This window comes from Stenotrophomonas maltophilia (assembly GCF_900186865.1).
Classification (GTDB): Bacteria; Pseudomonadota; Gammaproteobacteria; order Xanthomonadales; family Xanthomonadaceae; genus Stenotrophomonas; species Stenotrophomonas maltophilia.
The window spans coordinates 179,214-204,753 of the sequence record NZ_LT906480.1; the positions used below are offsets into that span (position 1 = coordinate 179,214).

The 25,540-nt window shown below is 67.4% G+C and carries 24 protein-coding genes; 16 read left to right on the plus strand and 8 right to left on the minus strand.

All coding sequences use genetic code 11. The features are described from left to right. Positions 1–30 precede the first annotated feature (30 nt). Entirely contained in the window at positions 31–1,707 is a 1,677-nt protein-coding gene (locus tag CKW06_RS00825) for an electron transfer flavoprotein-ubiquinone oxidoreductase (RefSeq protein ID WP_024956298.1), read from the minus strand. A gap of 257 nt (positions 1,708–1,964) precedes the next feature. On the opposite strand from CKW06_RS00825, the gene CKW06_RS00830 reads away from it, so the two are divergent. After that, entirely contained in the window at positions 1,965–3,128 is a 1,164-nt protein-coding gene (locus tag CKW06_RS00830) for an acyl-CoA dehydrogenase family protein (RefSeq protein WP_024956299.1), read from the plus strand. Positions 3,129–3,504: 376 nt separating this feature from the next. On the opposite strand, the gene CKW06_RS00835 is transcribed toward CKW06_RS00830, so the two are convergent. Further along, positions 3,505–3,984, minus strand: a complete 480-nt coding sequence (locus CKW06_RS00835) for a tRNA (cytidine(34)-2'-O)-methyltransferase (protein ID WP_005411894.1) — start codon at positions 3,982–3,984, stop codon at positions 3,505–3,507. Between the two features lie 69 nt (positions 3,985–4,053). Then, positions 4,054–4,536 (minus strand): XAC0231 family protein, encoded by a 483-nt coding sequence (locus tag CKW06_RS00840; protein WP_024956300.1) that lies wholly within the window; start codon positions 4,534–4,536, stop codon positions 4,054–4,056. 415 nt (positions 4,537–4,951) lie between these two features. On the opposite strand from CKW06_RS00840, the gene CKW06_RS00845 reads away from it, so the two are divergent. The 4 genes from CKW06_RS00845 to CKW06_RS00860 all read left to right on the plus strand — a co-directional run bounded on the left by CKW06_RS00845 (position 4,952) and on the right by CKW06_RS00860 (position 10,470). Continuing rightward, the gene (locus CKW06_RS00845; RefSeq protein WP_024956301.1) at positions 4,952–7,801 is read left to right on the plus strand and encodes a M16 family metallopeptidase; all 2,850 of its coding nucleotides are present in this window, start codon (positions 4,952–4,954) and stop codon (positions 7,799–7,801) included. 246 nt (positions 7,802–8,047) lie between these two features. Continuing rightward, a complete protein-coding gene (locus CKW06_RS00850; protein ID WP_024956302.1) occupies positions 8,048–8,365 on the plus strand; it encodes a DUF4156 domain-containing protein in 318 nt (105 codons plus the stop codon). Positions 8,366–8,468: 103 nt separating this feature from the next. After that, positions 8,469–9,485 carry a 3-oxoacyl-ACP synthase III gene (locus CKW06_RS00855; protein ID WP_004135358.1) on the plus strand — a complete coding sequence of 339 codons (1,017 nt, stop codon included), beginning with the start codon at positions 8,469–8,471 and terminating at the stop codon, positions 9,483–9,485. A 94-nt stretch (positions 9,486–9,579) separates the two neighbouring features. Beyond that, complete coding sequence (locus CKW06_RS00860; RefSeq protein WP_024956303.1) at positions 9,580–10,470, plus strand: alpha/beta fold hydrolase; 891 nt, start codon at positions 9,580–9,582, stop codon at positions 10,468–10,470. A gap of 114 nt (positions 10,471–10,584) precedes the next feature. On the opposite strand, the gene CKW06_RS00865 is transcribed toward CKW06_RS00860, so the two are convergent. Beyond that, the gene (locus tag CKW06_RS00865) at positions 10,585–11,016 is read right to left on the minus strand and encodes a YkgJ family cysteine cluster protein (RefSeq protein ID WP_005407630.1); all 432 of its coding nucleotides are present in this window, start codon (positions 11,014–11,016) and stop codon (positions 10,585–10,587) included. 104 nt (positions 11,017–11,120) lie between these two features. On the opposite strand from CKW06_RS00865, the gene oleC reads away from it, so the two are divergent. The 3 genes from oleC to CKW06_RS00880 all read left to right on the plus strand — a co-directional run bounded on the left by oleC (position 11,121) and on the right by CKW06_RS00880 (position 14,005). After that, the gene (gene oleC, locus CKW06_RS00870; RefSeq protein WP_024956304.1) at positions 11,121–12,779 is read left to right on the plus strand and encodes an olefin beta-lactone synthetase; all 1,659 of its coding nucleotides are present in this window, start codon (positions 11,121–11,123) and stop codon (positions 12,777–12,779) included. Next, on the plus strand, positions 12,776–13,768 hold the full coding sequence (gene oleD / locus CKW06_RS00875; protein ID WP_005407632.1) for a 2-alkyl-3-oxoalkanoate reductase: 993 nt from the start codon (positions 12,776–12,778) through the stop codon (positions 13,766–13,768). The genes oleC and oleD overlap by 4 nt, the downstream gene beginning before the upstream one ends. 81 nt (positions 13,769–13,849) lie before the next feature. Next, entirely contained in the window at positions 13,850–14,005 is a 156-nt protein-coding gene (locus CKW06_RS00880) for a DUF1328 domain-containing protein (RefSeq protein WP_005407633.1), read from the plus strand. Positions 14,006–14,081: 76 nt separating this feature from the next. On the opposite strand, the gene ddlA is transcribed toward CKW06_RS00880, so the two are convergent. Then, complete coding sequence (gene ddlA, locus CKW06_RS00885; RefSeq protein WP_024956305.1) at positions 14,082–15,176, minus strand: D-alanine--D-alanine ligase; 1,095 nt, start codon at positions 15,174–15,176, stop codon at positions 14,082–14,084. Positions 15,177–15,603: 427 nt separating this feature from the next. On the opposite strand from ddlA, the gene CKW06_RS00895 reads away from it, so the two are divergent. The 4 genes from CKW06_RS00895 (at position 15,604) to CKW06_RS00910 (ending at position 19,371) form a co-directional block, all read left to right on the plus strand. After that, the gene (locus CKW06_RS00895; protein ID WP_024958829.1) at positions 15,604–16,239 is read left to right on the plus strand and encodes a ubiquinone biosynthesis accessory factor UbiJ; all 636 of its coding nucleotides are present in this window, start codon (positions 15,604–15,606) and stop codon (positions 16,237–16,239) included. Then, a complete protein-coding gene (ubiB, locus tag CKW06_RS00900; protein WP_024958828.1) occupies positions 16,236–17,891 on the plus strand; it encodes a ubiquinone biosynthesis regulatory protein kinase UbiB in 1,656 nt (551 codons plus the stop codon). Before CKW06_RS00895 ends, ubiB begins: the two co-directional genes overlap by 4 nt. Positions 17,892–17,896: 5 nt before the next feature. Continuing rightward, positions 17,897–18,475: an O-methyltransferase gene (locus tag CKW06_RS00905; RefSeq protein WP_024958827.1), complete on the plus strand. Its 579-nt coding sequence runs from the start codon at positions 17,897–17,899 to the stop codon at positions 18,473–18,475. 155 nt (positions 18,476–18,630) lie between these two features. Next, positions 18,631–19,371: a pseudouridine synthase gene (locus tag CKW06_RS00910; RefSeq protein WP_024958826.1), complete on the plus strand. Its 741-nt coding sequence runs from the start codon at positions 18,631–18,633 to the stop codon at positions 19,369–19,371. A 76-nt stretch (positions 19,372–19,447) separates the two neighbouring features. On the opposite strand, the gene CKW06_RS00915 is transcribed toward CKW06_RS00910, so the two are convergent. Further along, the gene (locus CKW06_RS00915; protein WP_005407643.1) at positions 19,448–19,975 is read right to left on the minus strand and encodes a DUF2059 domain-containing protein; all 528 of its coding nucleotides are present in this window, start codon (positions 19,973–19,975) and stop codon (positions 19,448–19,450) included. Between the two features lie 133 nt (positions 19,976–20,108). Between CKW06_RS00915 and arfB the strand changes: the two genes are divergently transcribed. The 3 genes from arfB (at position 20,109) to dcp (ending at position 23,415) form a co-directional block, all read left to right on the plus strand. Continuing rightward, on the plus strand, positions 20,109–20,540 hold the full coding sequence (arfB, locus tag CKW06_RS00920; protein WP_005407644.1) for an alternative ribosome rescue aminoacyl-tRNA hydrolase ArfB: 432 nt from the start codon (positions 20,109–20,111) through the stop codon (positions 20,538–20,540). A 4-nt stretch (positions 20,541–20,544) separates the two neighbouring features. After that, positions 20,545–21,147: a lysophospholipid acyltransferase family protein gene (locus CKW06_RS00925; RefSeq protein WP_005407645.1), complete on the plus strand. Its 603-nt coding sequence runs from the start codon at positions 20,545–20,547 to the stop codon at positions 21,145–21,147. Positions 21,148–21,258: 111 nt separating this feature from the next. Then, positions 21,259–23,415 (plus strand): peptidyl-dipeptidase Dcp, encoded by a 2,157-nt coding sequence (gene dcp / locus CKW06_RS00930; protein ID WP_024958825.1) that lies wholly within the window; start codon positions 21,259–21,261, stop codon positions 23,413–23,415. 381 nt (positions 23,416–23,796) lie between these two features. On the opposite strand, the gene CKW06_RS00935 is transcribed toward dcp, so the two are convergent. Then, complete coding sequence (locus CKW06_RS00935; RefSeq protein ID WP_004153636.1) at positions 23,797–24,243, minus strand: 3-dehydroquinate dehydratase; 447 nt, start codon at positions 24,241–24,243, stop codon at positions 23,797–23,799. 3 nt (positions 24,244–24,246) lie between these two features. Then, on the minus strand, positions 24,247–24,648 hold the full coding sequence (locus CKW06_RS00940; protein ID WP_005411912.1) for a hypothetical protein: 402 nt from the start codon (positions 24,646–24,648) through the stop codon (positions 24,247–24,249). Between the two features lie 175 nt (positions 24,649–24,823). On the opposite strand from CKW06_RS00940, the gene lepB reads away from it, so the two are divergent. Further along, complete coding sequence (gene lepB, locus CKW06_RS00945) at positions 24,824–25,450, plus strand: signal peptidase I (protein WP_005407648.1); 627 nt, start codon at positions 24,824–24,826, stop codon at positions 25,448–25,450. The last annotated feature ends 90 nt before the right edge of the window (positions 25,451–25,540 follow it).

Genomic DNA, 25,540 nt, shown 5'->3' on the forward strand with positions numbered 1-25,540 from the left:
GCTGCGACGCTCGGTCGCAGCCCGTGGCGTTCACATGCCCGAGTAGTTCGGGCCGCCGCCGCCCTGCGGGGTCACCCACACGATGTTCTGGGTGGGGTCCTTGATGTCGCAGGTCTTGCAGTGCACGCAGTTCTGCGCGTTGATCTGCAGGCGCGCGCTGTCGGCTTCGCCGACGAACTCGTACACGCCGGCCGGGCAGTAGCGCGCTTCCGGGCCTGCGTACTCGGCCAGGTTCACCTTCACCGGAATGCTCGGGTCCTTCAGCGTCAGGTGGCTGGGCTGGTTCTCGTCGTGGTTGGTGCTGCTCAGGAACACCGAGCTGAGCCGGTCGAAGGTCAGCACGCCATCCGGCTTCGGGTAGGCGATGCGGGTGTGCTTGGCGGCCGGTTCCAGGCAGGCGTGGTCGGGCTGGGTGCGGTGCAGGGTCCACGGCGGGTTGCGCACGCCCAGCTTGGGAAGCAGCCACTGCTCCACGCCGGTCATCAGCGTGGCCACGGTCTGGCCCTTCTTGAACCACTGCTTGAAGTTCTTGGCCTGCTGCAGTTCGGTGAACAGCCAGCTGGCTTTGAACGCCGTCGGGTAGGCACTCAGTTCATCGTGCTGGCGGTCGGCGGCCAGTGCATCGAACGCGGCGTCGGCGCACAGCATGCCGGTCTTGATCGCGGCGTGGCTGCCCTTGATGCGGCTGGCGTTGAGGTAGCCGGCCTCGCAGCCGACCAGTGCGCCACCGGGGAACACGGTCTTCGGCAGCGACAGCAGGCCGCCGGCAGTGATCGCGCGCGCGCCGTAGCCGATGCGGGTGCCGCCTTCCAGGTGCTTGCGGATGGACGGATGGGTCTTGAAACGCTGGAACTCTTCAAACGGGCTCAGCCACGGGTTCCTGTAGTCCAGGCCGACCACGTAGCCGATGGCGACCTTGCCGCCGTCGGCGTGGTACAGGAACGCGCCGCCGTAGGTGTCGCTGTCCAGCGGCCAGCCGGCGGCATGCACCACCAGGCCCGGCTCATGCTTGGCCGGGTCGATCTGCCACAGTTCCTTGATGCCGATGCCGTAGGCCTGCGGGTCCTTGCCTTCGTCCAGCTTGTAGCGGGCGATCAGCTGGCGGCCGAGGTGGCCGCGTGCGCCTTCGGCGAAGATCGTGTACCTGGCGTGCAGCGCCATGCCGCGCTCGAAGGCCGGGCCGATGCTGCCGTCCTTCTCGATGCCCATGTCGCCGGTCGCTACGCCGATCACTTCACCGTTGTCGCCATACAGCACTTCGGCGGCGGCAAAGCCCGGGAAGATCGCCACTTCCAGCGCCTCGGCCTGCTGCGCCAGCCAGCGGGTCACTTCGCCCAGGCTGATGATGTAGTTGCCTTCGTTGTGGAAGCACTCCGGCAGCAGCGCGTTGGGCGTGCTGCGTGCGCCGGTTTCGCTGAGGAACAGGAATTCGTCGCGGGTGACCTTCTGCTTCAGCGGTGCGCCACGCTCGGCCCAGTCCGGGAACAGTTCGGTCAGCGCGCGCGGATCCATCACCGCGCCGGACAGCACGTGCGCGCCTGGTTCGGACCCCTTCTCCAGCACGCACACCGACAACTCGCGGCCGGCTTCGATCGCGCGCTGGCGCAGGCGGATCGCGGTGGCCAGGCCGGCGGGGCCGGCGCCGACGATCACCACGTCGAATTCCATTACTTCACGCGGGGGCAGGGCGTTGGCTTCAGCGCTCATCGATTGCATGACTCGTGGGTAGGGCCGGCATCGGGGCCACCGGCGGTGCCTGGGAATCGCGCGTGCGGCCACGGGCGAAACGGTTGTTTGAATGTGTCAGGGTACCGGGACGCGCGTGATCGAGCTAGATCGCCGATGTTCACACCCGGATTGCTGCAATGCAGCGTAGGGCCGCAGCTCTGGTGGGTGCCGACCTTGGTCGGCACGCTCTGCCCGGATGACCGACAATGGCCCGGTCCTGACTGCGCGTGAGTGCCATGGCTTTGCATCCGTACGATCTGTTCGATGTCCGTTCCCTGCTCAACGAGGAAGAGCGCGCGGTGCAGGAGAGCGTCGCCCGTTTCACCAACGAGCGCGTGCTGCCGATCATCGGCGATGCCTTCGACCAGGCCCGCTTCCCCGATGAACTGGTGCCGGAGATCGCGTCACTGGGCCTGCTCGGTGCGACCCTGCCGACCGAGTACGGCGGTGGTGGCCTCGGCGCGGTCAGCTACGGCCTGATCTGCCAGGAGCTGGAGCGCGGCGATTCGGGCCTGCGCAGCTTCGTCTCGGTGCAGAGCTCGCTGTGCATGTACCCGATCTACGCCTATGGCAGCGAGGAGCAGCGCCAGCAGTGGCTGCCGGCGATGGCGCGCGGCGAACTGATCGGTTGCTTCGGCCTGACCGAGGCGCATGGGGGTTCCGATCCGGCCAGCATGAAGACCCGCGCGGTGCGCGACGGCAGCGACTGGCGCATCAGCGGCAGCAAGATGTGGATCACCAGCGGCCCGGTGGCCGACCTGGCCATCGTCTGGGCGCAGACCGAGGACGGCATCCAGGGCTTCGTGCTGGAAAAAGGCATGGCCGGCTTCACCACGCAGGAAATCAAGCACAAGATGAGCCTGCGCGCATCGCTGACCGGGGCGCTTTTCTTCGATGACGTGCGCGTGCCTGACAGCCACCGGCTGCCGAACGTGAAGGGCCTGAAGGGGCCGCTGGGCTGCCTGACCCAGGCCCGCTATGGCATCAGCTGGGGCCCGATCGGTGCGGCGATTGCCTGCCTGGATGAAGCACTGGGTTATGCCAAGGAGCGCGTGTTGTTCGGTCGCCCGCTGGCGGCCACGCAGAGCGCGCAGATCAAGCTGGCCGAGATGGCCCGCCGCATCACCACCGCGCAGCTGCTGGCCCTGCAGCTGGGCCGCCTGAAGGAAGCCGGCCAGCTGCAGCCGCAGCAGGTCAGCCTGGCCAAGTGGAACAACTGCCGCATGGCGATCGACATCGCCCGCGAATGCCGTGACCTGCTGGGTGGCGCTGGCATCACCACCGAACACGTGGCGATCCGGCACGCGCTGAACCTCGAATCGGTGATCACCTATGAAGGCACCGAGACCGTGCACCAGCTGGTGATCGGCCGCGAACTGACCGGCATCAACGCGTTCTGAGTGCACCGGTAGTGCCGGCCGCTGGCCGGCATTGCCCAGTAGCGTATTCGCAGGCGAGCGATCGGTGTACCGAACCGCGCACCGTACCGAGATGGGTTCAAGGACAGCCTGTACCGCGCGGCTGTTGGGTCCGCCTTGAAGCGAGCCGAGCACCGCAGGTCCGGCGGGGGCGAAGAGGCGCGGGTGTCTGAGCGCAGCGAGTTCCGCGCCGTCCCCCGGCGGGCCGAGGAGCGCAGGGCACCGGTGCGCAGCACCGGCTCGCGGATGGCGGCGCGTTTCTTTTGGTTACTTTTCTTTCCGCGCGGAAAGAAAAGTAACGCCCATGAACGCATGCGCCCGCCACAGCAACGACCAGGCAGAAGAGAGACGCGTGGCGTTACGCCCCGCCGGCAAACCCGTGCTGCCGCCACGCCTCGTACATCACCACGGCAACGGTGTTGGAAAGATTGAGGCTGCGGTTGTCCGGCCGCATCGGCAGGCGCAGGCGGCGGCCATCGGGCAAGGCATCGAGCACGTCCTGCGGCAGGCCGCGGCTTTCCGGGCCGAACAGGAAGGCATCACCGTCTTCGAACGCCACGCTGTCATAGCGGACGCTGGCACGCGTACTGAGGGCGAACAACCGCTTCGGTGCGATCCGCGCCAGCGCGGTGTCCAGGTCGGGGTACACCTGCAGGCGCGAATACTCGTGGTAGTCCAGGCCGGCGCGCTTGAGCTGCTTGTCTTCCAGTGCGAAGCCGAGCGGCTCGACCAGGTGCAGCTGCGCGCCGGTGTTGGCGCAGAGCCGGATCACATTGCCCGTGTTGGGCGGGATTTCCGGTTGGAACAGGATCACGTGGAACTGGGGCGCGGCATTCATCGGCGCAGTGTACCTGCGACGACCGCCGCCTTTACGGCGCACGCCCTGCGCGAGGCAGGGCGGCACCGCTTACGGGCGCAGCAGGACCTGGGCGGTTTCGGTGGCCAGGGCCTGCAGGTCTGCAGCGCTCGGACGCACCTGCAGGGCCGGCAGGTTGACGATCACCTGGTTGGCGACGCTGGTGGCGGCTGCGGCCAGGGTGGCGGCGTAGCGCTGGGCTTCCAGTTCGGCGGCCAGGGCGACGCGCTGCTCCAGGCTCGGGCGCACTTCCACCGAGGCCAGGGTGGTGATCGGCATCGCGGCGGCGACCGGGGCGGCGACGTAGCCGCTGCGCTCGGCCAGCTGGTCGGCGCTTGGGCGCACTTCCACGGTGGCCAGGGTCGGGATGCCACTGGCCTGTTCCCAGGCCTGCTGGGCCAACTGGTCGGCGGCCGGGCGAACCTGCACGGTGGACAGGGTCTTGATGGATTCGGAGGCCTGCACCGACGAAACAACCGCGGTGCCGGCGATCAGGGCGATGGCGATGGCGATGGCGATGGTCTTGGCGTTCATGACGGGGCCTGTTTAGTGTTGGTGATCAGTGGTGTGGTAGTAAGGTAGTACACCAATTCTGGGCTTGCAAGGAAAATTTTCGATTTCCTGCGTTTGTTCAGTCTTCAGTCAGCTTTTGTCTGAAGCCCTTCCAGGTGCAGGAAGTACCAAGCAATCCCCGTGCCAACTTTTAATCATTGATTTGCAAGGGTTTTGTGGTCATCGAAAAGTGTCCGGCGGGCGGACACCTGTCCATTCGATGTGCTGCGGACACTGTCCGGACGTTGCTGGCGGGTGCTTGTGACGGCTCGGACAGAGCAGATCGGCTCCGCGGATGGCGCACAGGGGCAAACACCCCCAGTGACTGGCGACCGATTCCTGCCGTTGCGCGCGCACGCTAGGATCGGGGTTCACCTATGTGACCAAGGATCCGGATATGTCTCTCGCCCTTCGCCCGCGCACTGCGCTGCTGGCCATTGCCCTCAGCACCGCCCTGGGCACGCTTGTGCCTTCCCATGCGTTGGCGGCAAAGCCGGCCGCACCGGCCAAGGTCGATATCCCGTATGAGCAGTTCACCCTGCCCAACGGCCTGCGCGTGATCGTGCACACCGATCGCAAGGCGCCGATCGTCGCGGTCAACGTCTGGTATCACGTCGGCAGCAAGGACGAACCGGCCGGCCGCACCGGCTTCGCGCACCTGTTCGAACACCTGATGTTCCAGGGCAGCGAAAACCACGACGGCGAGTTCTTCGAGCCGTTCAAGCAGGTCGGCGCCACCAACCAGAACGGCACCACCAATACCGACCGCACCAACTACTTCGAGAACGTGCCCACCACTGCGCTGGACATGGCGCTGTGGATGGAATCGGACCGCATGGGCCATCTGGTCGGTGCGATCGACCAGGCGGCGCTGGACGAGCAGCGTGGCGTGGTGCAGAACGAGAAGCGCCAGGGCGAGAACCAGCCCTACGGCCAGGCCTGGGACCAGCTCAACAAGGCGCTGTATCCAGTTGGCCACCCGTACCACCACGGCGTGATCGGTTCGATGAACGATCTGAACGCGGCGTCGCTGGATGACGTGAAGACCTGGTTCCGCACCTGGTACGGCCCGAACAACGCCGTGCTGGTGCTGGCTGGCGACATCGACCTGGCCACCGCCAAGGAAAAGGTTGGCAAGTACTTCGGCAGCATCCCGGCCGGCCCGACCATGGCGCAGCCGGCGGTGAACGTGGCCAAGCGCAGCACCGACACGCGCGAGACGATGACCGACAAGGTGCCGCAGGCGCGTATCTACCGCGCCTGGAACGTGCCGCAGGTCGGTACCACCGAGGTCGATCAGCTGCAGCTGTTCGCGCAGGTACTGGGCGGTGCCAAGTCCTCGCGGCTGAGCCAGCGCCTGCAGCACCAGGACAAGCTGGTGGACAGCATCGCGGCAGGCCTGTCGACGTCGCAGCTGGGTTCGAACTTCGTGATCATGGCGACGGTCAAGCAGGGCCAGGACCCTGCCAAGGTCGAGAAGATCATCGACGAGGAACTGGACCGGCTGATCAAGCAGGGCCCGACCGCGGCCGAGCTGGAACGCGCCAAGACCGGTGCCCGCGCCGGTTTCATCCGCGGCATCGAACGCATCGGCGGCTTCGGCGGCAAGGCCGACGCACTGGCCGAGTGCGCGGTGTTCACCGGCGACCCGGGCTGCTTCCGCACCTCGCTGGCCAACATCGAGAAGGCCAGTGCTGCTGATCTGAGCCGTCTGGGCGCGCAGTGGCTGGACAAGGGCAGCCACACCCTGGTGATTGCACCGGGTGAGCGCGTGGCGCTGAAGGAAGACCCGAGCCAGGCGCCGAAGCCGTTCAACGTGCCGGCGGTGGACCCCAAGTACAGCACGCTGCCCGAGCAGGTGGACCGCAAGGCCGGCGTACCGCAGACCCGCGAGTTCCCGCAGCTGAAGTTCCCGGCGCTGCAGCGCGCCACGCTGAAGAACGGCACCCAGGTGATCCTGGCCGAGCGCCACGAGATTCCGGTGGTGCAGTTCAGCTACCAGTTCCCGGGTGGCTTCAGCGCCGACCAGGGCCGCAAGCCGGGCACCGCCAACTTCACCATGAGCCTGATGACCGAAGGCGCCGGCAAGCTCGGCTCGCTGGCCTTCGCCGATGCCGCAGACGCACTGGGCGCCAGCTTGGATGCCTCGGCCGGCCTGGACTCCATGAGCGTGGACCTGTCGGCGCTGAAGGAAAACCTGGCACCGTCGCTGGCGCTGTATCGGGACCTGCTGCGCGAACCGCGCTTCGAGCAGGGCGAGATCGACCGGGTCAAGGCGAGCTGGATTGCCGGCATCCAGCAGGAGAAGGTCAACCCGGGTGCGGTGGCGATGCGCGTGCTGCCGCCGCTGCTGTACGGCAAGGGCCACCCGTATGCCATTCCGTTCACCGGCAGCGGTGACGAAGCAGCGATCAACGGCCTGACCCGCGAAGACCTGGTCGACTTCCACCACGACTGGCTGCGGCCGCAGAACGGCACCCTGATCGTGGTCGGTGACACCACCCTGGCCGAGATCGTGCCGCTGCTGGACAAGCAGCTGGGCGACTGGAAGGCTGCGGGCGACGCCCCGCAGGTGAAGGCCGCCACCGATGTGGCATTGCCGAAGGGCCCGCGCGTGTTCCTGATCGACCAGCCGGGTGCGGTGCAGGCCAACCTGTTCGCAGGGCAGGTGGTGGCGCCGTCCAGCGCCACCAGCTCGACCCGCTTCGATATTGCCAACGGCGTGATCGGCGGCGACTTCACCTCGCGCCTGAACATGAACCTGCGTGAGGACAAGCACTGGTCATACGGTGCGCGCAGCAGCGCGATCAACTCGGTGGGCCAGCGCCCGTGGATGGCCAGCGCGCCGGTGCAGATCGACAAGACCGGCCCGGCGCTGGCGGAAATGCGCAAGGAAATCGCCGCGTTCGCCGATGGCAGCAAGCCGGCCACCGCCGCCGAGGTCAACCGCATCCGCAACATCCAGACCCTCAGCCTGCCCGGTGCCTACGAGACCGCCAGCGCGGTCGCCTCGACCATCGGTTCGATCGTGCAGTTCAAGCGTCCGGACGACTACGTGCTGCGTCGCAAGGCCGAGATCGAGGCGATGACCCCGGCGCAGGTGCAGCAGGCCGCCGCCGAGATCAAGCCACAGGCGCTGACCTGGGTGGTGGTGGGTGATCTCAAGCAGACCGAAGCGGCCGTGCGTGCGCTGAACCTGGGCGAGGTGACGGTGATCGACGCCGAAGGCAACCCGGTCAAGAAATAAGGGATGCGCCTGCCCGCCCCCGCGGGCAGGCCTCCCCAGGTAGTGCCGGCCGCTGGCCGGCAACCTTGCCGTGGTAGTGCCGGCCGCTGGCCGGCAACCTTGCTCTGGTAGTGCCGGCCGCTGGCCGGCAACGCCGTGACCCGAAGGCGGGGTCACAGCCCCCTGCGGGGGATCCGTTCCCCCACCGGCTACCCCCGATTCAGGCGGTTCAGGCAGAATCCCTCCATACCCTTCCAGGATCTGCCCATGCGCGTTCTGCTGCTTTCCTCCCTGCTGCTCACCGTCACCGCCTGTACCTGGGTGCCGATCGAACCGGCCGGCAAGGCGACCCGCGTGCTGCCGGCAGGCGCGGTTCCCGCTGGCTGCATCGCCAAGGGCGAGGTGGTGGTGACCGTGAAGAGCAAGGTCGGCTTCTACAACCGCAACCCGCTGCGCGTGCAGGAAGAGCTGGAAACCCTGGCCCGCAACGAGGCCCCGAGCGCCGGCGCCAATGCCGTGCAGGCCGCCGCGGCCCCGGCCGATGGCAGCCAGCGCTTCGCCGCATTCCAGTGCCCGCCGCGCTGAACGCTTCACCATACGGCCAAGGCTGAATTCGTAAAGATGCGGTGAAGGCCCCGGGGGTTATAGAATAGCGCCCCCTTTTGCCTGAGCCTTGGCGCTAACCTCGATGCTCTTCAAGAATGTCTCGATCGCCGGCCTGGCACACGTCGACGCGCCGCATACGCTGACCACCAAGGAAATCAACGAACGCCTGCAGCCGACGTTGGATCGCCTGGGTATCCGCACCGACGTGCTCGGCGACATCGCCGGCATCCACGCGCGCCGCCTGTGGGACAACGGCGTGCTGGCGTCCGACGCTGCCACCATGGCAGGCCGCAAGGCACTGGAAGACGCAGGCATCAATGCGACGCAGGTTGGCCTGCTGGTCAACACCTCGGTCAGCCGCGACTACCTGGAGCCGTCCACGGCTTCCATCGTCTCGGGCAACCTCGGCGTCAGCGACGAGTGCATGACCTTCGACGTCGCCAATGCCTGCCTGGCCTTCATCAACGGCATGGATATCGCCGCGCGCATGATCGAGCGCGGCGACATCGACTACGCGCTGGTGGTGGACGGCGAGACCGCCAACCTGGTGTACGAGAAGACCCTGGAGCGCATGACCGCCCCGGACGTCACCGCTGACGATTTCCGCAACGAGCTGGCCGCCCTGACCACCGGTTCGGGTGCCGCGGCGATGGTGATGGCGCGCTCGGAGCTGGTGCCGGACGCGCCGCGCTACAAGGGCGGCGTGACGCGCTCGGCCACCGAGTGGAACCAGCTGTGCCTGGGCAACCTGGACCGCATGGTCACCGACACCCGCCTGCTGCTGATCGAAGGCATCAAGCTGGCACAGAAGACCTTCACCGCTGCCAAGATCGCCTTGGGCTGGGCCGTGGAAGAGCTGGACCAGTTCGTGATCCACCAGGTCAGCCAGCCGCACACCGCCGCGTTCATCAAGAACTTCGGCATCGACCCGAAGAAGGTGATGACCATCTTCGGCGAGCACGGCAACATCGGCCCGGCCTCGGTGCCGATCGTGCTGAGCAAGCTCAAGCAGCTGGGCAAGCTGAAGAAGGGCGATCGCATCGCGCTTCTGGGTATCGGCTCGGGCCTGAACTGCTCGATGGCTGAAGTGGTCTGGTAAAAGAGTCACCGCTGACCTGCTGCACGACGGGCAGCGATGATTTTTCCAAGTGTTCAAGGGCCGGTTTACCGGCCCTTTCTACAGGTGCGATCCGATGTCCCAGCTTCCCGGTTACCCCGCCCACCCGCAGCGCTTCGAGGTACGCCCCGGCCTGTCGATGAACTATCTCGACGAAGGCCCGCGCGACGGCGAGGTGGTGGTGATGGTGCACGGCAACCCGTCGTGGAGCTATTACTGGCGCACGCTGGTCGCCGGCCTGTCGGACACGTACCGCTGCATCGTGCCGGACCACATCGGCATGGGCCTGTCGGACAAGCCCGATGACAGCCGCTACGAGTACACGCTGCAGTCGCGCGTTGACGACCTCGATGCGCTGCTCAAGCACCTGGGCATCACCGGCCCGGTGACCCTGGCGGTGCACGACTGGGGCGGCATGATCGGTTTCGGCTGGGCGCTGTCGCACCACGACCAGGTCAAGCGCCTGGTGGTGCTCAATACCGCTGCATTCCCGATGCCGGCGGCGAAGAAGATGCCGTGGCAGATCGCGCTGGGCCGCCACTGGAAGATCGGCGAGTGGATCATCCGCACCTTCAACGCGTTCTCCTCCGGTGCCTCGTGGCTGGGCGTGGAGCGGAAGATGCCGGCCGACGTGCGCCGCGCCTACGTGTCGCCGTACAACAGTTGGGCCAACCGCATCAGCACCATCCGCTTCATGCAGGACATCCCGCTGTCGCCGGCCGACAAGGCGTGGTCGCTGCTGGAGCGTGCCGGCAAGGCGCTGCCGTCGTTCGCCGACCGGCCGGCCTTCCTCGGCTGGGGCCTGCGCGACTTCGTGTTCGACCACCACTTCCTGAAGGGCTTCCAGGCCGCGCTGCCGCAGGCCCAGGTACATGCGTTCGAGGACGCCGGCCACTACGTGCTGGAAGACAAGCACGAAGTGCTGGTGCCGGAGATCCGCGCGTTCCTGGACGCCAACCCGATCTGATCGGTGTGCCGACCAACGGTCGGCACCCACCCCTTCCTCTTCCGGTGGGTGCCGACCGTGGGTCGGCACACCCGAAGGGTTGATGAGGTTGCCGGCCAGCGGCCGGCACTACCATTACGCGGCGACCGGCGCCTGCGGCGGCGAGGAAGGGCTGTTGCCGTTGTCGTCCGGATGGTCGTCGTCATTGTCGGCGTCATCGCGCCAGCGCCAGTCGGCCGGCGTCAACGGATCCAGGCCATAGGCGATGCGCGCCTTGTCGCACTGCGGGCTGGCCTTGCCGTACTCCCACGATGCATCCACCTCGCGGCACACGCTGGGCCGGTTGGGATGGATGGTGCAGCGTGAATACACGCCGATCTGCGCATCCAGCGCCACGCAGCGCACCGGCTTGGAATGGGTGCCGCGCATGCACAGGCGGTGCGGGTCCAGCACCTCGGTGAGCTGGTGCGGCACGCCGCCGGGGGTGACCTCGTCTGATTCCATCCAGTGGAAGGCCACGCGGTACTGGGTGCAGCAGGCGCCGCAGGTCATGCAGGGATGTTGCATGGGCAAGCCGCCTCGGGCGGCAGTCGGAATCAGGAACGAGGGTGCGGATTTTCCACGAAGTGGGCCGCCGCGCAAGAAATTCCGTAAGCGGCGACAATGAACGGATGAACCGACCCTGCAATATTGCCGCCCGCTTGCCTGAACTGGCGCGTGAACGGCCTGATCAGATCGCCATCCGCTGCCCTGGCCGCCGTGGCGCCGGCAACGGCATGGCCGCCTACGACGTGACCCTGGATTACCGCCAGCTGGACGCCCGCAGCGACGCCATGGCGGCCGGCCTGGCCGGCTACGGGATCGGCCGTGGAGTGCGCACGGTGGTGATGGTGCGGCCGTCGCCGGAGTTCTTCCTGCTGATGTTTGCCCTGTTCAAGCTGGGCGCGGTGCCGGTGCTGGTCGACCCGGGCATCGACAGGCGCGCGCTGAAGCAGTGCTTGGACGAGGCGCAGCCGGAGGCCTTCATCGGCATTCCGCTGGCGCATGTGGCGCGGCTGGTGCTGCGCTGGGCACCCTCGGCGGCGCGCCTGGTGACCGTGGGCCGCCGCCTCGGCTGGGGCGGGACCACGCTGGCCGCGCTGGAGCGCGCCGGCGCCAAGGGTGGGCCGATGCTGGCCGCCACCGACGGCGAGGACATGGCCGCGATCCTGTTCACCAGCGGCTCCACCGGCGTGCCCAAGGGCGTGGTCTACCGCCACCGCCACTTCGTCGGCCAGATCCAGCTGCTGGGCAGCGCCTTCGGCATGGAAGCGGGCGGGGTGGACCTGCCGACCTTCCCGCCGTTTGCCCTGTTCGACCCGGCGCTGGGCCTGACCTCGGTCATCCCGGACATGGACCCGACCCGGCCGGCGCAGGCCGACCCGGCGCGCCTGCACGACGCCATCCAGCGCTTCGGCGTGACCCAGCTGTTCGGCTCGCCGGCGCTGATGCGGGTGCTGGCGAAGCATGGCCGGCCGCTGCCGACGGTGACCCGGGTGACCTCGGCGGGTGCGCCGGTGCCGCCGGACGTGGTCGCCACCATCCGCAGCCTGCTGCCGGCCGACGCGCAGTTCTGGACGCCGTATGGCGCCACCGAGTGCCTGCCGGTAGCGGTGGTCGAAGGCCGCGAGCTGGAACGCACGCGCGCCGCCACCGAGGCCGGCGCCGGCACCTGCGTGGGCAGCGTGGTGGCGCCGAACGAAGTGCGCATCATCGCCATCGATGACGCGCCGCTGGCCGACTGGTCGCAGGCGCGCGTGCTGGCGGTTGGCGAAGTGGGAGAAATCACGGTGGCTGGCCCGACCGCCACCGACAGCTACTTCAACCGCCCGCAGGCCACGGCTGCAGCGAAGATCCGCGAGACGCTGGCCGATGGCAGCACCCGCGTGGTGCATCGCATGGGTGACGTCGGTTACTTCGATGCGCAGGGTCGCCTGTGGTTCTGCGGGCGCAAGACGCAGCGCGTGGAAACCGCGCGCGGACCGCTGTACACCGAACAGGTCGAGCCAGTGTTCAACACCGTCGCAGGCGTGGCGCGCACCGCGCTGGTCGGTGTCGGCGCCGCCGGTGCGCAGGTGCCGGTGCTGTGCGTGGAACTGCTGCGCGGCCAGTCCGACAGCCCGGCGCTGCAGGAAGCGCTGCGTGCGCATGCCGCAGCGCGCACGCCTGAGGCCGGCCTGCAGCACTTCCTGGTGCATCCGGCGTTCCCCGTCGATATCCGTCACAACGCCAAGATCGGCCGCGAGAAGCTCGCCGTCTGGGCCAGCGCCGAACTGGAGAAGCGCGCATGAAGATCCTGGTCACCGGTGGTGGTGGGTTCCTTGGCCAGGCGCTGTGCCGCGGGCTGGTCGAACGTGGCCACCAGGTACTGGCGTTCAACCGCAGCCATTACCCGGAGCTGCAGGTGATGGGCGTGGGCCAGATCCGTGGCGACCTGGCCGACCCGCAGGCGGTCCTGCATGCGGTGGCCGGCGTCGATGCGGTATTCCACAACGGTGCCAAGGCCGGTGCGTGGGGCAGCTATGACAGCTACCACCAGGCCAATGTGGTCGGCACCGACAACGTCATCGCCGCCTGCCGTGCGCACGGTATCGGCCGGCTGGTCTACACCTCCACGCCCAGCGTGACGCACCGGGCCACGCACCCGGTGGAAGGCCTCGGCGCCGACGAAGTGCCGTACGGCGAAGATTTCCAGGCGCCCTATGCGGCCACCAAGGCGATTGCCGAACAGCGCGTGCTGGCGGCCAATGACGCGTCGCTGGCGACGGTGGCGCTGCGTCCGCGCCTGATCTGGGGCCCTGGCGACCAGCAGCTGGTACCGCGCCTGGCCGAACGTGCACGACAGGGCCGCCTGCGCCTGGTGGGCGATGGCAGCAACAAGGTCGATACCACCTACATCGACAACGCCGCGCTTGCCCACTTCCTCGCCTTCGAGGCACTGGCGCCCGGTGCCGCATGTGCAGGCAAGGCCTACTTCATTTCCAACGGCGAACCGCTGCCGATGCGCGAGCTGGTCAACAAGCTGCTGCAGGCGGTGGGTGCACCGACCGTGGACAAGGCGATCAGCTTCAAGACCGCGTACCGTATCGGCGCCATCTGCGAGCGGCTGTGGCCGCTGCTGCGCCTGCGCGGCGAACCGCCGTTGACCCGGTTCCTGGCCGAACAGCTGTGCACGCCGCACTGGTACAGCATGGAGCCGGCCCGCCGTGACTTCGGCTATGTGCCGCAGGTCAGCATCGAAGAAGGGCTGCGCAGGCTGAAGGCTTCATCTGCTGCATAGATCGCCATCACTGGTTGCACACCGCAGGATCGGGAGGATGGACCCACGCCATTCAAGGCTCGACCACCCGCGAGGAGCGCCATGCTGCATTACGCCATCATTTTCTTTGTCATCGCCATCATCGCCGCCGTTCTGGGTTTCTCCGGTATCGCCGGCGCCGCAACGAACATCGCCTGGATCCTGTTCGTGGTGTTCCTGATCCTTGCGGTGATCTCGATGTTCCGCAAGCGAGGCTAGCCGGTAGTGCCGGCCGCTGGCCGGCATCGCTTTCCGCAGAGTCGAGCCATGCTCGACTCTGCGGGCGATCACCACGTTACACAGCGCTCTGCAGCCCGCGATCGGCCTCATGGCGTACCAGCGCCAGTTCGATCAGGCGCGTGATCAGCGTGGTGTAGTCAACACCGCTGGCGCCCCACAGCTTCGGGTACATGCTGATGCGGGTGAAGCCCGGCAGCGTGTTGACCTCGTTGATGACGATCTCGCCGTCTGCGGTGAGGAACACATCCACGCGCGCCATGCCCGCACACTCCAGCGCCTGGTAGGCCTGCAGCGCGATCTGCTGGATGCGCGCCTGGGTTGCAGCATCGATATCCGCCGGCACCACCACCTCGGCGCCATCGGCGTTGATGTACTTGGTGTCGTAGGCGTAGAACTCGTCGTGCACCACCACCTCGCCGCACAGGCTGGCCTGCGGATGTTCGTTGCCCAGCACCGCGCACTCGATCTCACGACCGACCACCGCCGATTCCACCAGCACCTTGTGGTCGTAGCGCAGCGCCAAGGCCAGTGCCTCGGTGAAGCCCGCCGCATCCTTGACCTTGCTCACGCCCACCGACGAACCCTGGTTGGCCGGCTTCACGAACAACGGCAGGCCGAGCTGCGCGATCACCGCATCGGCATCCACCTCCGCCGCCTGATGGCGACGGATGCACAGCCACGGTGCCACCTGCAGCCCGGCGTCGCGCAGCAGGCGTTTGGTTACGTCCTTGTCCATCGCCACCGCCGAGCCCAGTACCGGCGAACCGACGAAGGGCAGGTTGATCATGCGCAGCAGCCCCTGCAGCGCACCGTCCTCGCCCAGTGGCCCGTGCACGATCGGCAACACGACATCGATCTGGCCCAGCGCGCTGGCCGCATCGCACGGCTGCAGCTGCGCCTGCTCGGCGCCCGGACGCACCGCCAGCGACTGGCCCGAGCGATGCAGCGCGATGCGCGACGGATCATCGGCATTGATCAGGAAGGTATCCGGCTGGCTCAGATGCCACTGGCCCTGCTTGTCGATGCCGACCAGCACCGGCTCGAAGCGCTCGCGATCAAGCGCATCGAGGATGTTCTTCGCCGACTGCAGCGAAACTTCGTGCTCGGAAGACTTGCCCCCGAAAATGATGCCAACCCGGGTCCGTGCCATGGGGAGTGCGATGTCCTGTGCGTTGCGTGGCCCCATAGCATGAACCTTCATCGGCCCTCCGCGTGAGGCACAGATGAACCAGAAATCCATCCACGCATGGCGTGGATCTACCGTCCTCATGGCCCATCAGCAGGGGTCGGAGCCCGTTGCGCTACAACGGCATCCGACCCCACGGACGACAGGAAACTGTCGAAGGCGGGGTGGGTCCGGTTGTGGGGGCGTGAGCCGCATGGATGCGGCGACCGAGCTTACATGGACGTACTTGCAGCGTCCCCCGCAACCGGACCCACCCCGCCATCCCACGGATAGCCAGCTTTTGATGTTGATCTTGCCGGCCAGCGGCCGGCACTACCACGGGTGCCGGGCGGCAGCCCGGCAGCCCGGCAGCCCGGCCCAAGCTCCCCACCCACGCAGGTAGAATGCGCACATGGCTCTCTCCCTGCTCAAGTCCCTCAAGCCGGTCGCTGGCCGCGCCCTGCAGATCGCCCTGAACCGCGCGCTGGCGCTGGATCCGGATACCCGCCATGGATTGGCCAGCCTCGACGGCCGGCATATCGACCTGACCCTGGAAGCGCCGTCGCTGGCCATGCGCATCAGCGTCGACGGCGACCAGCTGCGGGTCGGCCCGGTGGATGCGCAGGAAGCCGACCTGGCCGTGCGCAGCAGCCTGGCCGGCGTGCTGGCGCAGCTGCCGCTGCTGGCCAACGCGCGGCGCGGCGACAACAACGGCAAGGGCCGTGTGCGCGTGGCCGGCGATGCCGAGCTGGCGCGCCGCCTGCAGCAACTGGCCAAGGGCTTCGATCCGGACTGGCAGCAGCCTTTCGTCAGCGTATTCGGCGAAGTACTGGGCGTGCAGGTCGCCAACACCCTGCGCAGCGCCCTGCAGCACGCGCGCCAGGGGGCGATCGACCTGGCCCACAGCGCCGCTGAGTTCATCACCGAGGAGTCGCGCGATGTGGTGCCGCGCGCCGAGCTGGATGCCTTCCACGACGACGTGGACGTGCTGCGCGATGACGTGGAGCGCCTTGGTGCACGCGTGCAGCGCCTGCGGGGTGCCGCATGAAGGCCGTGCTGCGGGCCAGCCGCATTGGCCGGGTGATCCTGCGTTACCGCCTCGACGACCTGCTGCAGGGCACGCCGGCCGAGCGCTGGCTGCGCCTGGCCAAGCCGTTCGTGCCGCGCGCCTCGGCCAGCATCGCCTCGCAGTCGCGCGGTGCGCGCCTGCGCCTGGCACTGCAGGACCTCGGCCCGATCTTCGTCAAGTTCGGCCAGATCCTGTCCACCCGCCGCGACCTGGTGCCGCCGGACGTGGCCAACGAGCTGACCCTGCTGCAGGACCGGGTCAAGCCGTTCGATGGCGAGACCGCGCGCCGCATCGTCGAGGACGCGCTCGGCCTGCCGGTCAGCGAGGCCTTCGCCAGCTTCGACACCGAACCGCTGGCTTCGGCCTCGATCGCGCAGGTGCACGCAGCCACGCTGGCCGATGGTCGCCAGGTGGTGGTCAAGGTACTTCGACCGGGCATCGAGAAGCAGATCGACGCGGATATTGCCCTGCTCAATTCGCTGGCCGCCCTGGTCGAGCGCACCCATCCGCGCGCCGACAAGATCCGGCCGCGCGAAGTGGTGGCCGAGGTCGAGAACACCCTGGCCGCCGAGCTGGACCTGCAGCGCGAAGGCGCCAATGCCAGCGTGCTGCGCCGCTTCTGGGAAAACAGCGACGATCTGTACGTGCCGGAAGTGATCTGGAGCCACACCGCAGAGCGCGCGCTGACCCTGGAGCGTGTGTGGGGCATCCCGTCCGATGACATCGCCGCACTGGACAAGGCCGGCATCGACCGCAAGGCGCTGGCCGCCAAGGGCGTGCGGGTGTTCTACACCCAGGTGTTCCGCGACAACTTCTTCCACGCCGATGCGCACGCCGGCAACATCTGGGTCGACACCGATCCGGCGCGCCGCGCCAATCCGCGCTTCATCGCGCTGGATTTCGGCATCATGGGCCAGCTCTCGCAGGAAGATCAGTACTACCTGGCCGAGAACTTCATGGCCATCTTCAACCGCGATTACCGCCGCATCGCCGAACTGCACGTGCAGGCGCGCTGGATGCCCGACAACGTGCGCATCGATGACCTCGAGGCCGCCGTGCGTTCGGTGTGCGAACCGTACTTCACCCGTCCGCTGTCGCAGATATCGCTGGCCGAAGTGCTGATGAAGCTGTTCCGCGTGGCCCAGCGTTACCAGCTGACCCTGCAGCCGCAGCTGATCCTGCTGCAGAAGACCCTGCTGAACATCGAGGGCGTCGGCCGCCAGCTCGACCCGCAGATCGACATCTGGGCGGTGGCCAAGCCGGTGCTGGCAAAGATCCTGCGCGAACGTTACAGCCCGCGCCGGGTGGTACGCGAGATCGGCAAGCGCCTGCCGGAAATCATGACCCATGCACCGGACATGCCGCGCCTGGTGCACGCCTGGCTGACCCAGCAGGTGGAAGGCCGCCACGAACTGTCGATGCGTTCGCGCGACCTGGCCGCACTGGATGCCAGCGTGCAGCGCCTGCAGAAGCATGCGGTCGGCGCGATCACCGGCGTCGGCCTGCTGGCCATCGCTGCACTGATGTATGTGCTGCAGCCGCCGGGCTGGTACTGGGGCGACGTGCCGGCGTGGAGCTGGCTGTCCGGTGCGGTCGGCGCAGTGGCGCTGCTGCGCGCGTGGTGGAAGTAGGCCCCATGCTGCAGGCACTCAAGGACGAACTGGCCCGCTTCGGCGCCGACAACGACGCACGCGAAAGTGCGCGCGGCCGACGCATGCTCAACATCACGCCGGAGACCGGTGAATTCCTGTCGGTGCTGGTGCGCTTCGGCACTGCGCGCCGGGTGCTGGAAATCGGTACGTCCAACGGCTATTCGACGCTGTGGCTGGCCGAGGCAGCCGCCGCCATCAACGGCCACGTGACCACGCTGGAATACGCCGAGGACAAGGCGGCGATGGCGCGTGACACCTTCGCGCGCAGTGGCCTGGCCGATCGCATCACGCTGGTCCACGGCGATGCCGGGCCGTGGCTGGCAGAGGCCGCCGATGCCAGCATTGACCTGCTGTTCCTCGATTCGGACCGCGGGCAATACGCCGGCTGGTGGCCGCAGCTGCGCCGCGTGCTGCGTCCGGGTGGCCTGCTGGTGGTGGACAACGCCACCTCGCATGCGGGAGAGATGGAACCGCTGCGGACGCTGCTGGACGCTGATCCGGACTTCAGCACCAGCCTGGTGCCGGTGGGCAACGGCGAGCTGCTGGCCGTACGCAACGCCTGACCGCCGTGCTGCCCGCGCCTGATCCGGTAGTGCTGGCCGCGCCTGATCTGGTAGTGCCGGCCGCTGGCCGGCAAGCCCAGCAGCCAGACGATCCGCAGGCAGCCGGCCAGCGGCCGGCTCTACCGCATTCAGTGCCCAGCCTCGATAATCCCGCCGTGAGCACCGAACCTGACACCCTCGCCGCGGTCGAGACTGAAACCGCGCCCCTGCAGCTGCTGCACCTGGATGAGCGCCTGGCCGTGGTCAACAAGCCTGCCGGGCTGATGGTCCACGACAGCAAGCTGGCCCGTGGCGAAGACGACTTCCTGGCCGACCGCCTGCGCGAGCAGCTGGGCCGCCCGATCTTGCTCGTGCATCGCCTGGACCGGGCCACCAGTGGCTGCCTGCTGCTGGCCTTTGACCGCGAGACCGCCAGTGCGCTGGGCAAGGCGCTGATGGGTGGCGAGGTGCTGAAGGACTACCTGACCGTCTGCCGGGGCCGGCCGGCCGAACTCGCCTGGCAGGTCGATCATGATCTGGACGGCGGCCCGGGCAAACCGGTGAAAAAGCCGGCGGTCACCGACTTCCAGCGCCTGGCCACCGGAGAGTTGTCGGTGCCGGTCGGTGAATTCACCAGCTCGCGTTATGCGTTGCTGCGCTGCCAGCCACAGACCGGGCGCTTCCGGCAGATCCGCCGGCACCTCAAGCACCTGTCGCATCACATGATCGGCGACACCAGCCACGGTGATGGCCGCCACAACCGCATCTTCCGCATGCAGGGCGTGCACCGCATGCTGCTGCACGCCGAGCGCCTGCGCTTCCCGCATCCTGAGGGTGGCAACGTGGATGTCAGTGCGCCGCTGGATCGTGAGTTCCAGAAGGCGCTGGACCTGTTCGGCTGGCAGGTGGACCTATAGACGGTAGTGCCGGCCGCTGGCCGGCATCTGCCTGATCCCAACCGTACGAGGTTGCCGGCCAGCGGCCGGCACGACCTCACTTCTTTTCCGGCTCGTTGACGATCGCTTCCAGGTCCTTCTGCAGGTCCGCGAACAGCGGCTGCATGCGCGCCTGGATCGCCACCATCACGTTCTGCATCAGGGCCGGGGTCTTGTCCAGCAGGCTCTGGCCGGCCGCGCTCTCGTAGAACTCGGCCATCGCCAGCACGTCTTCCTTGCTGAAAGTCTTCTTGTACAGGTCCACGTACATCGGCCGCAGCTGCTGCCAGGACAGTGCCTGGCGCAGGGTCTGGCTGGTCCGTGCCTGGATCCGCTTCAGCTGCTCCTGCTGCTGGGCATTGAGCTGGCGCTGTGCGGCCACCTGCTGGAACTGCTGCTGCTGCATCGCCTCGATCTGCGGCAGCATGGTGTCGATCATGCTCTGCGCACGTGACGCGGACAGCAGACGGTTGATGTCGCCATCGGTCGGCGGCGCGGCCAGGGCGGGGACACTGGCCACGGCCAGCGCCAGCAGCAGGGCGGCGCGGCGCAGCAGGGACGGCAGGGCGGGTGCGGAGCGGGTCATGCGAAGCTTCCTGCGGTACATGGGACGGCCAGCATACCCGCAGCCAAGGCGAAGGCGGCGTGTTCGGTACCTGATCGGCGGCATACGGCGCGCGATGCGCACTCCGACACGTGGCTGCCGCTACAATGCGCGGATGGGCAGTGGACCGGTCACCATCAACGCGCAGCTTGAAATCCCCGACGGCGAGATCGTCGAGCGGTTCGTGCGTGCCAGCGGTGCCGGTGGCCAGAACGTCAACAAGGTCTCCACTGCGGTGGAACTGCGTTTCGACGTGGCCAACTCGCCCTCGTTGCCCGAACCGTTGCGCACGCGCCTGCTGGCGCGGCGTGACCGGCGCATGACCGGCGAAGGCGTGCTGGTCATCGACGCGCAACGTTTCCGCACCCAGGATCGCAATCGCGAGGATGCGCGCGAGCGGCTGGCGGCCTTCATCCAGGCCGGGCTGAGCGTGCCCAAACCGCGCAAGGCCACCAAGCCGACCCTCGGGTCGAAACTGCGTCGTCTGGACGCCAAACGCGGGCGCGCGCAGATCAAGCGCGGGCGCTCATCACGTGACTGGGAGTGATTGCTTGAACAACCCGACTCCGCTGCTGCCGGCCGTGCCGCCGCAGATGCCACAGGTCAAACCCAACGCCTTCCTGCGCTGGCTGGCGCGCTGCACCCTGCGCATGGGCGGCTGGAAGGTGACCGGCACCCTGCCTGACATCCCGCGCCTGGTGTTCATCATCGCGCCGCATTCGTCCAACTGGGACGGCCTGTGGGGCATGGCGGCCAAGATCGCGCTGGGCATGAAGGTGAAGGTGCTGGGCAAGGCCTCGCTGTTCTGGTGGCCGCTGGGGCCGCTGCTGCACAAGCTGGGCGTGATCCCGCTGGACCGCAGCTCGCCGCAGGGCACGGTGGGCCAGGCGGTGGACCTGCTGCGCAACAACGAGAAGATGTGGTTCGCCATCACCCCCGAGGGCACCCGAAAGGCGGTGAAGGAGTGGAAGGCCGGCTTCCTGAAGATCGCCCGGATGGCCGACGTGCCGATCCTGGCCGCCTATTTCCATTACCCGGAAAAGACCATCGGCATCGGCCCGCTGTTCCAGCCGACCGGCGACGATGCTGCCGACATGGCCGCCATCCGCGAGTTCTACCGGCCGTGGATCGGCAAGACCCGCGGCACGGTCTGAGCCGGCCGCAGGCCGTCGCATAGACGCCACGTCCGGCACATGCCGGGCGAGCGCGACAGGAGTAGGGTGGAGGGCTGGTATTCCATACCGTCTGCCCAAGGAGCGTTTTACATGTCGCGTACCGTAGTCCTGGCCGCCGCCATCAGCCTGGCGCTGGCGGCCTGTTCCGGCAAGGAGTCCACCCCCGTGTCCGATGCCCAGAAAGCCCCGGCCCAGCAGCCGGCCGAAGCCTCCACCAATCCGCTGCTGAGCGCCAGCACGCTGCCGTTCCAGGCGCCGCAGTTCGACAAGATCAAGGACAGCGACTACCTGCCGGCCTTCGAAGAAGGCATGCGCCAGCACCTGGCCGACGTTCGCAAGATCGCCGACAGCAGCGAGCCGGCCACCTTCGACAACACCATCGTGGCGATGGAGCGCAGCGGCGAGACCCTGACCCGCGTGTCGCGCATCTTCTTCGGCCTGGTCCAGGCCGATACCAACGATGCGCGCCAGAAGATCCAGGAAGAAGTGGCGCCGAAGCTGGCTGCGCACCAGGACGAGATCAACCTCGACCCGAAGCTGTTCGCGCGCGTGAAGTCGATCTATGACCAGCGCGACACGCTTGAACTGGATCCGGTGCAGAAGCGCCTGGTCGAGCACTACTACGATGGCCTGGTGCGCGCCGGCGCACAGCTGTCCGACGCCGACAAGGCATCGCTGCGCAAGCTCAACGTGGAAGAAACCACCCTTTCCACCCAGTTCCACACCCGCCTGGTGGCCGCTACCGCCGCTGCGGCCGTTGTCGTTGACGACAAGGCCAAGCTGGCCGGCCTGGACGAGGATGCGATCAACAACGCCGCCAACGCAGCGAAGGAGCGCAAGCTGGATGGCAAGTTCCTGCTGCCGCTGCAGAACACCACCCAGCAGCCGGTGCTCGGCTCGCTGAGTGACCGCGACCAGCGTGCCGCCGTGCTGAAGGCTTCGGAAACCCGCGCCGAGCGTGGCGATGCCAACGACACCCGGCAGACCGTGCAGCGCCTGGCCCAGCTGCGTGCGCAAAAGGCCAAGCTGCTTGGCTTCGGCACCTTCGCCGACTACCAGCTGGGCGACCAGATGGCCAAGACCCCGGCTGCCGCGCTGAAGCTGCTGACCGACACCGTGCCGGCCGCTACCGCCAAGGCGCGCGCCGAAGCCGGCGAGATCCAGAAGGTGATCGACGCGCAGAAGGGCGGCTTCCAGGTCGCCGCCTCGGACTGGGATTTCTACGCCGAGCAGGTGCGCAAGGCCAAGTACGATCTGGACGAGTCGCAGATCAAGCCGTACTTCGAACTGGACAACGTGCTGCAGAACGGCGTCTTCTACGCCGCCACCCAGCTGTACGGCATCACCTTCAAGCCGCGTACCGACATTCCGACCTACAACCCGGACATGAAGGTGTACGAAGTGTTCGACAAGGACGGCACCTCGCTGGCCCTGTTCTACACCGACTACTTCAAGCGTGACAGCAAGTCTGGCGGCGCCTGGATGGACGTGTTCGTCGAGCAGGACGGCCTGACCGGCGCCAAGCCGGTGGTCTACAACGTCTGCAACTTCACCAAGCCGGCCGCCGGCCAGCCTGCGCTGATCAGCTTCGACGACGTCACCACCATGTTCCATGAGTTCGGCCATGCACTGCATGGCATGTTCTCGAACGTGAAGTATCCGTCGATTGCCGGCACCGCCACCTCGCGCGACTTCGTCGAGTTCCCGTCGCAGTTCAACGAGCACTGGGCGCTGGACCCGAAGGTGTTCGCCAACTACGCCAAGCACTACAAGACCGGCGAGGCGATGCCGCAGGAGCTGGTCGACAAGATCCTCAAGGCACGCAGCTTCAACCAGGGCTATGCGACCACCGAGTACCTGTCGGCCGCACTGCTGGACCTGGCCTGGCACACGCAGAAGGCTGACGCGCCGCTGCAGGATGTCGGCGCCTTTGAAGCGAGCGCGCTGAAGAAGTTCAAGGTCGACCTGCCGCAGGTGCCGCCGCGTTACCGCACCACCTACTTCGACCACATCTGGGGTGGCGGTTACTCGGCCGGCTATTACGCCTACTTCTGGGCGGAAGTGCTGGACCATGACGCCTACCAGTGGTTCACCGAACACGGTGGCCTGACCGCCGCCAATGGCCAGGAATTCCGCGACAAGATCCTCTCGCGCGGCAACAGCGTGGAGCTGTCGACCCTGTACCGCGATTTCCGCGGCAAGGACCCGTCGGTGGAACCGCTGCTGAAGTTCCGCGGGCTGAAATAAGCGCGACCTGGAGTACGAAAGAAATAACGGCGGGGGAAACCCCGCCGTTTTTCGTTGAATCGATGCCATCGACAGATTCCGCAGTTTGCCGCTCATCCACGCATGGCGTGGATCCATGTATCGACCAAGGTCGACACCCACCAAAAGCAGGCCATGCTGTTCCGACAGTTCGCGGAGATCTGTCGAAGGCGGGGTGGGTCCGGTTGCGGGGGTGTCCGCGGCATGGATGCCGCGGCCAAGCTTACAGGGACGTACTTGCAGCGTCCCCCGCAACCGGACCCACCCCGCCATCCCCCAGGAAACCGGCTTTGGCTGTTGCTGTTGCTGTTGAGGTTGCCGGCCAGCGGCCGGCACTACCGGGTGCCGGGCACAGCCCGGCCATCACGTCCCCACGTGTACCCGGTTGGCTTGTTCGGCCAGCCCCAGGTGATCCAGCGCGATGTCCAGCGCCAGCACATAGCTCTGCGCACCGTACCCGGCGGCGATGCCCAGGCGCTGGCCGACACCGGCCGGCAGGCACGGCTCGGCCACCGCGCCGTCGTCATGTACTTCCACGTAGGCGTTGTGCAGGTAGGGCAGCAGGCGCTGAAGACGCAGGCTGTTTGCACACGCACCCGGGTCCAGCAGCGTCACCTCGCCGCGGCTGTGGTCGGCCACGCGCAGGGCGTCCAGCAGTTCCTGTTCCGAGCCGCAGGCGCGTATCGCCACGCTGGTGCCGGCGTCGATCGCCCGGTGCACCAACGACTTCAGTACCGGTGCCGGCAGCGGCATGGCGGTACGGATCAGCGCACCGGCGGCTTCCGGGCCACGGATGATGAAGATCGACATGGCTCAGCCCTCCTGCGCCAGGCGGCGGCCGACGATGGCCAGCGACAACGGATAACCGGCCTGCTGGCTGCGCTGGTCGATGACCACCGCCGCCGGGCCATGCTGCAGTCGCAGGCGCGCCTCCAGGCCGGGCTCGCTGGGTGCCTGCAACTCGATGTACTGCGCCGGCAGCCGTTCCAGCGCCGCCTGCAGCGCACCGCCCTCGGCCTGCCATTGCGCCTCGTCGGCCACGCCGACATCCAGCAGCACCCAGTCGGCCGAACGCGCCTGCGGCTGGCACAGGCACTGGCGCACTTCGGACAGGCTGGCGCAGTCGCTGCACAGCACGCGATGGCCGTTCAGCTGCGCCGGCAGCTGCGGGCGCGGCACGGACGAAGATGCGTGGCGGATCACCAGGAGGGTCATACAACACCTTGCGGAATGCGCCCTGCGGCGCGGTGGGCACACGATGCGCGTGCTGGCCGTAAAGGTGCGATGCCCGCGGCCGGTCCCGCGCGTAAAACCTGCGTAACCTGGCGCTACCGGGAACCTCTCCCCCCATGTGTGGTCTGATGCAGCTACCACCCACCCGGAGCCTGCCATGGACGCCGTTGCCCGCCCTCCCTTTTCTGATCGCGCGCTGGCCTGGCTGAAAAAGGAGGCGCTGCCGTTGCTGGTGATGCTCGGCCTGCTCGCCGCCGCCCGCGATACCCTCGCCAACCACTACGTGGTGCCCAGCGGTTCGATGCAGCCGACCCTGCAGCCCGGCGACCGGGTGGTGGTGGACATGCGCGCCTACGGCCTGCGCCTGCCATTCACCAGCAGGGAACTGATGTCCACCGGCACGCCGCAGCGCGGCGAAGTGGCGGTATTCGATTCGCCAGCCGACGGCACCCGCCTGATCAAGCGCGTTGCCGCAGTGGCCGGTGACCATGTACAGCTGCACGAAGGGCACCTGACCATCAACGGCCAGCCGCTGCAGACTGCGGACCTGCAGGATGTGGAAGCCTTCGGTGAACGCCGTGCCAGCCTCGATCTGGACATGGGGGGCGGCCCGGACATCGCCGACCTGGTGGTGCCGGACGGCAAGGTGCTGGTGCTGGGTGACCACCGTGGCAACAGCTTCGATGGCCGCTTCTTCGGCTTCGTAGATGCCGACAAGGTCTACGGCCGTGCGGTGGCGGTGTACTACCGCCGCGGCGACGGTTTCGAGTGGCAGCGCCTGTAAGCTGAATTGATACTTCTTGAGTATCAATCCTGACTTATCAGGTTATGGATCGACTGGATGGACGGGCCTAGTCTGAGGCCCGTTCCCTCC

Excerpts from the sequence above, each read along its gene's own strand:
- ddlA (WP_024956305.1), bottom strand. The coding sequence starts at position 15,176 with ATGGCACGGACCCGGGTTGGCATCATTTTCGGGGGCAAGTCTTCCGAG.
- CKW06_RS00845 (WP_024956301.1), top strand. The coding sequence starts at position 4,952 with ATGTCTCTCGCCCTTCGCCCGCGCACTGCGCTGCTGGCCATTGCCCTC.
- CKW06_RS00940 (WP_005411912.1), bottom strand. The coding sequence starts at position 24,648 with ATGACCCTCCTGGTGATCCGCCACGCATCTTCGTCCGTGCCGCGCCCG.
- oleD (WP_005407632.1), top strand. The coding sequence starts at position 12,776 with ATGAAGATCCTGGTCACCGGTGGTGGTGGGTTCCTTGGCCAGGCGCTG.
- CKW06_RS00835 (WP_005411894.1), bottom strand. The coding sequence starts at position 3,984 with ATGAATGCCGCGCCCCAGTTCCACGTGATCCTGTTCCAACCGGAAATC.
- CKW06_RS00830 (WP_024956299.1), top strand. The coding sequence starts at position 1,965 with ATGGCTTTGCATCCGTACGATCTGTTCGATGTCCGTTCCCTGCTCAAC.
- CKW06_RS00905 (WP_024958827.1), top strand. The coding sequence starts at position 17,897 with ATGCTGCAGGCACTCAAGGACGAACTGGCCCGCTTCGGCGCCGACAAC.
- CKW06_RS00840 (WP_024956300.1), bottom strand. The coding sequence starts at position 4,536 with ATGAACGCCAAGACCATCGCCATCGCCATCGCCATCGCCCTGATCGCC.
- ubiB (WP_024958828.1), top strand. The coding sequence starts at position 16,236 with ATGAAGGCCGTGCTGCGGGCCAGCCGCATTGGCCGGGTGATCCTGCGT.
- CKW06_RS00895 (WP_024958829.1), top strand. The coding sequence starts at position 15,604 with ATGGCTCTCTCCCTGCTCAAGTCCCTCAAGCCGGTCGCTGGCCGCGCC.
- CKW06_RS00880 (WP_005407633.1), top strand. The coding sequence starts at position 13,850 with ATGCTGCATTACGCCATCATTTTCTTTGTCATCGCCATCATCGCCGCC.
- lepB (WP_005407648.1), top strand. The coding sequence starts at position 24,824 with ATGGACGCCGTTGCCCGCCCTCCCTTTTCTGATCGCGCGCTGGCCTGG.
- arfB (WP_005407644.1), top strand. The coding sequence starts at position 20,109 with ATGGGCAGTGGACCGGTCACCATCAACGCGCAGCTTGAAATCCCCGAC.
- CKW06_RS00825 (WP_024956298.1), bottom strand. The coding sequence starts at position 1,707 with ATGAGCGCTGAAGCCAACGCCCTGCCCCCGCGTGAAGTAATGGAATTC.
- CKW06_RS00855 (WP_004135358.1), top strand. The coding sequence starts at position 8,469 with ATGCTCTTCAAGAATGTCTCGATCGCCGGCCTGGCACACGTCGACGCG.
- dcp (WP_024958825.1), top strand. The coding sequence starts at position 21,259 with ATGTCGCGTACCGTAGTCCTGGCCGCCGCCATCAGCCTGGCGCTGGCG.
- CKW06_RS00860 (WP_024956303.1), top strand. The coding sequence starts at position 9,580 with ATGTCCCAGCTTCCCGGTTACCCCGCCCACCCGCAGCGCTTCGAGGTA.
- CKW06_RS00865 (WP_005407630.1), bottom strand. The coding sequence starts at position 11,016 with ATGCAACATCCCTGCATGACCTGCGGCGCCTGCTGCACCCAGTACCGC.
- oleC (WP_024956304.1), top strand. The coding sequence starts at position 11,121 with ATGAACCGACCCTGCAATATTGCCGCCCGCTTGCCTGAACTGGCGCGT.
- CKW06_RS00850 (WP_024956302.1), top strand. The coding sequence starts at position 8,048 with ATGCGCGTTCTGCTGCTTTCCTCCCTGCTGCTCACCGTCACCGCCTGT.
- CKW06_RS00935 (WP_004153636.1), bottom strand. The coding sequence starts at position 24,243 with ATGTCGATCTTCATCATCCGTGGCCCGGAAGCCGCCGGTGCGCTGATC.
- CKW06_RS00915 (WP_005407643.1), bottom strand. The coding sequence starts at position 19,975 with ATGACCCGCTCCGCACCCGCCCTGCCGTCCCTGCTGCGCCGCGCCGCC.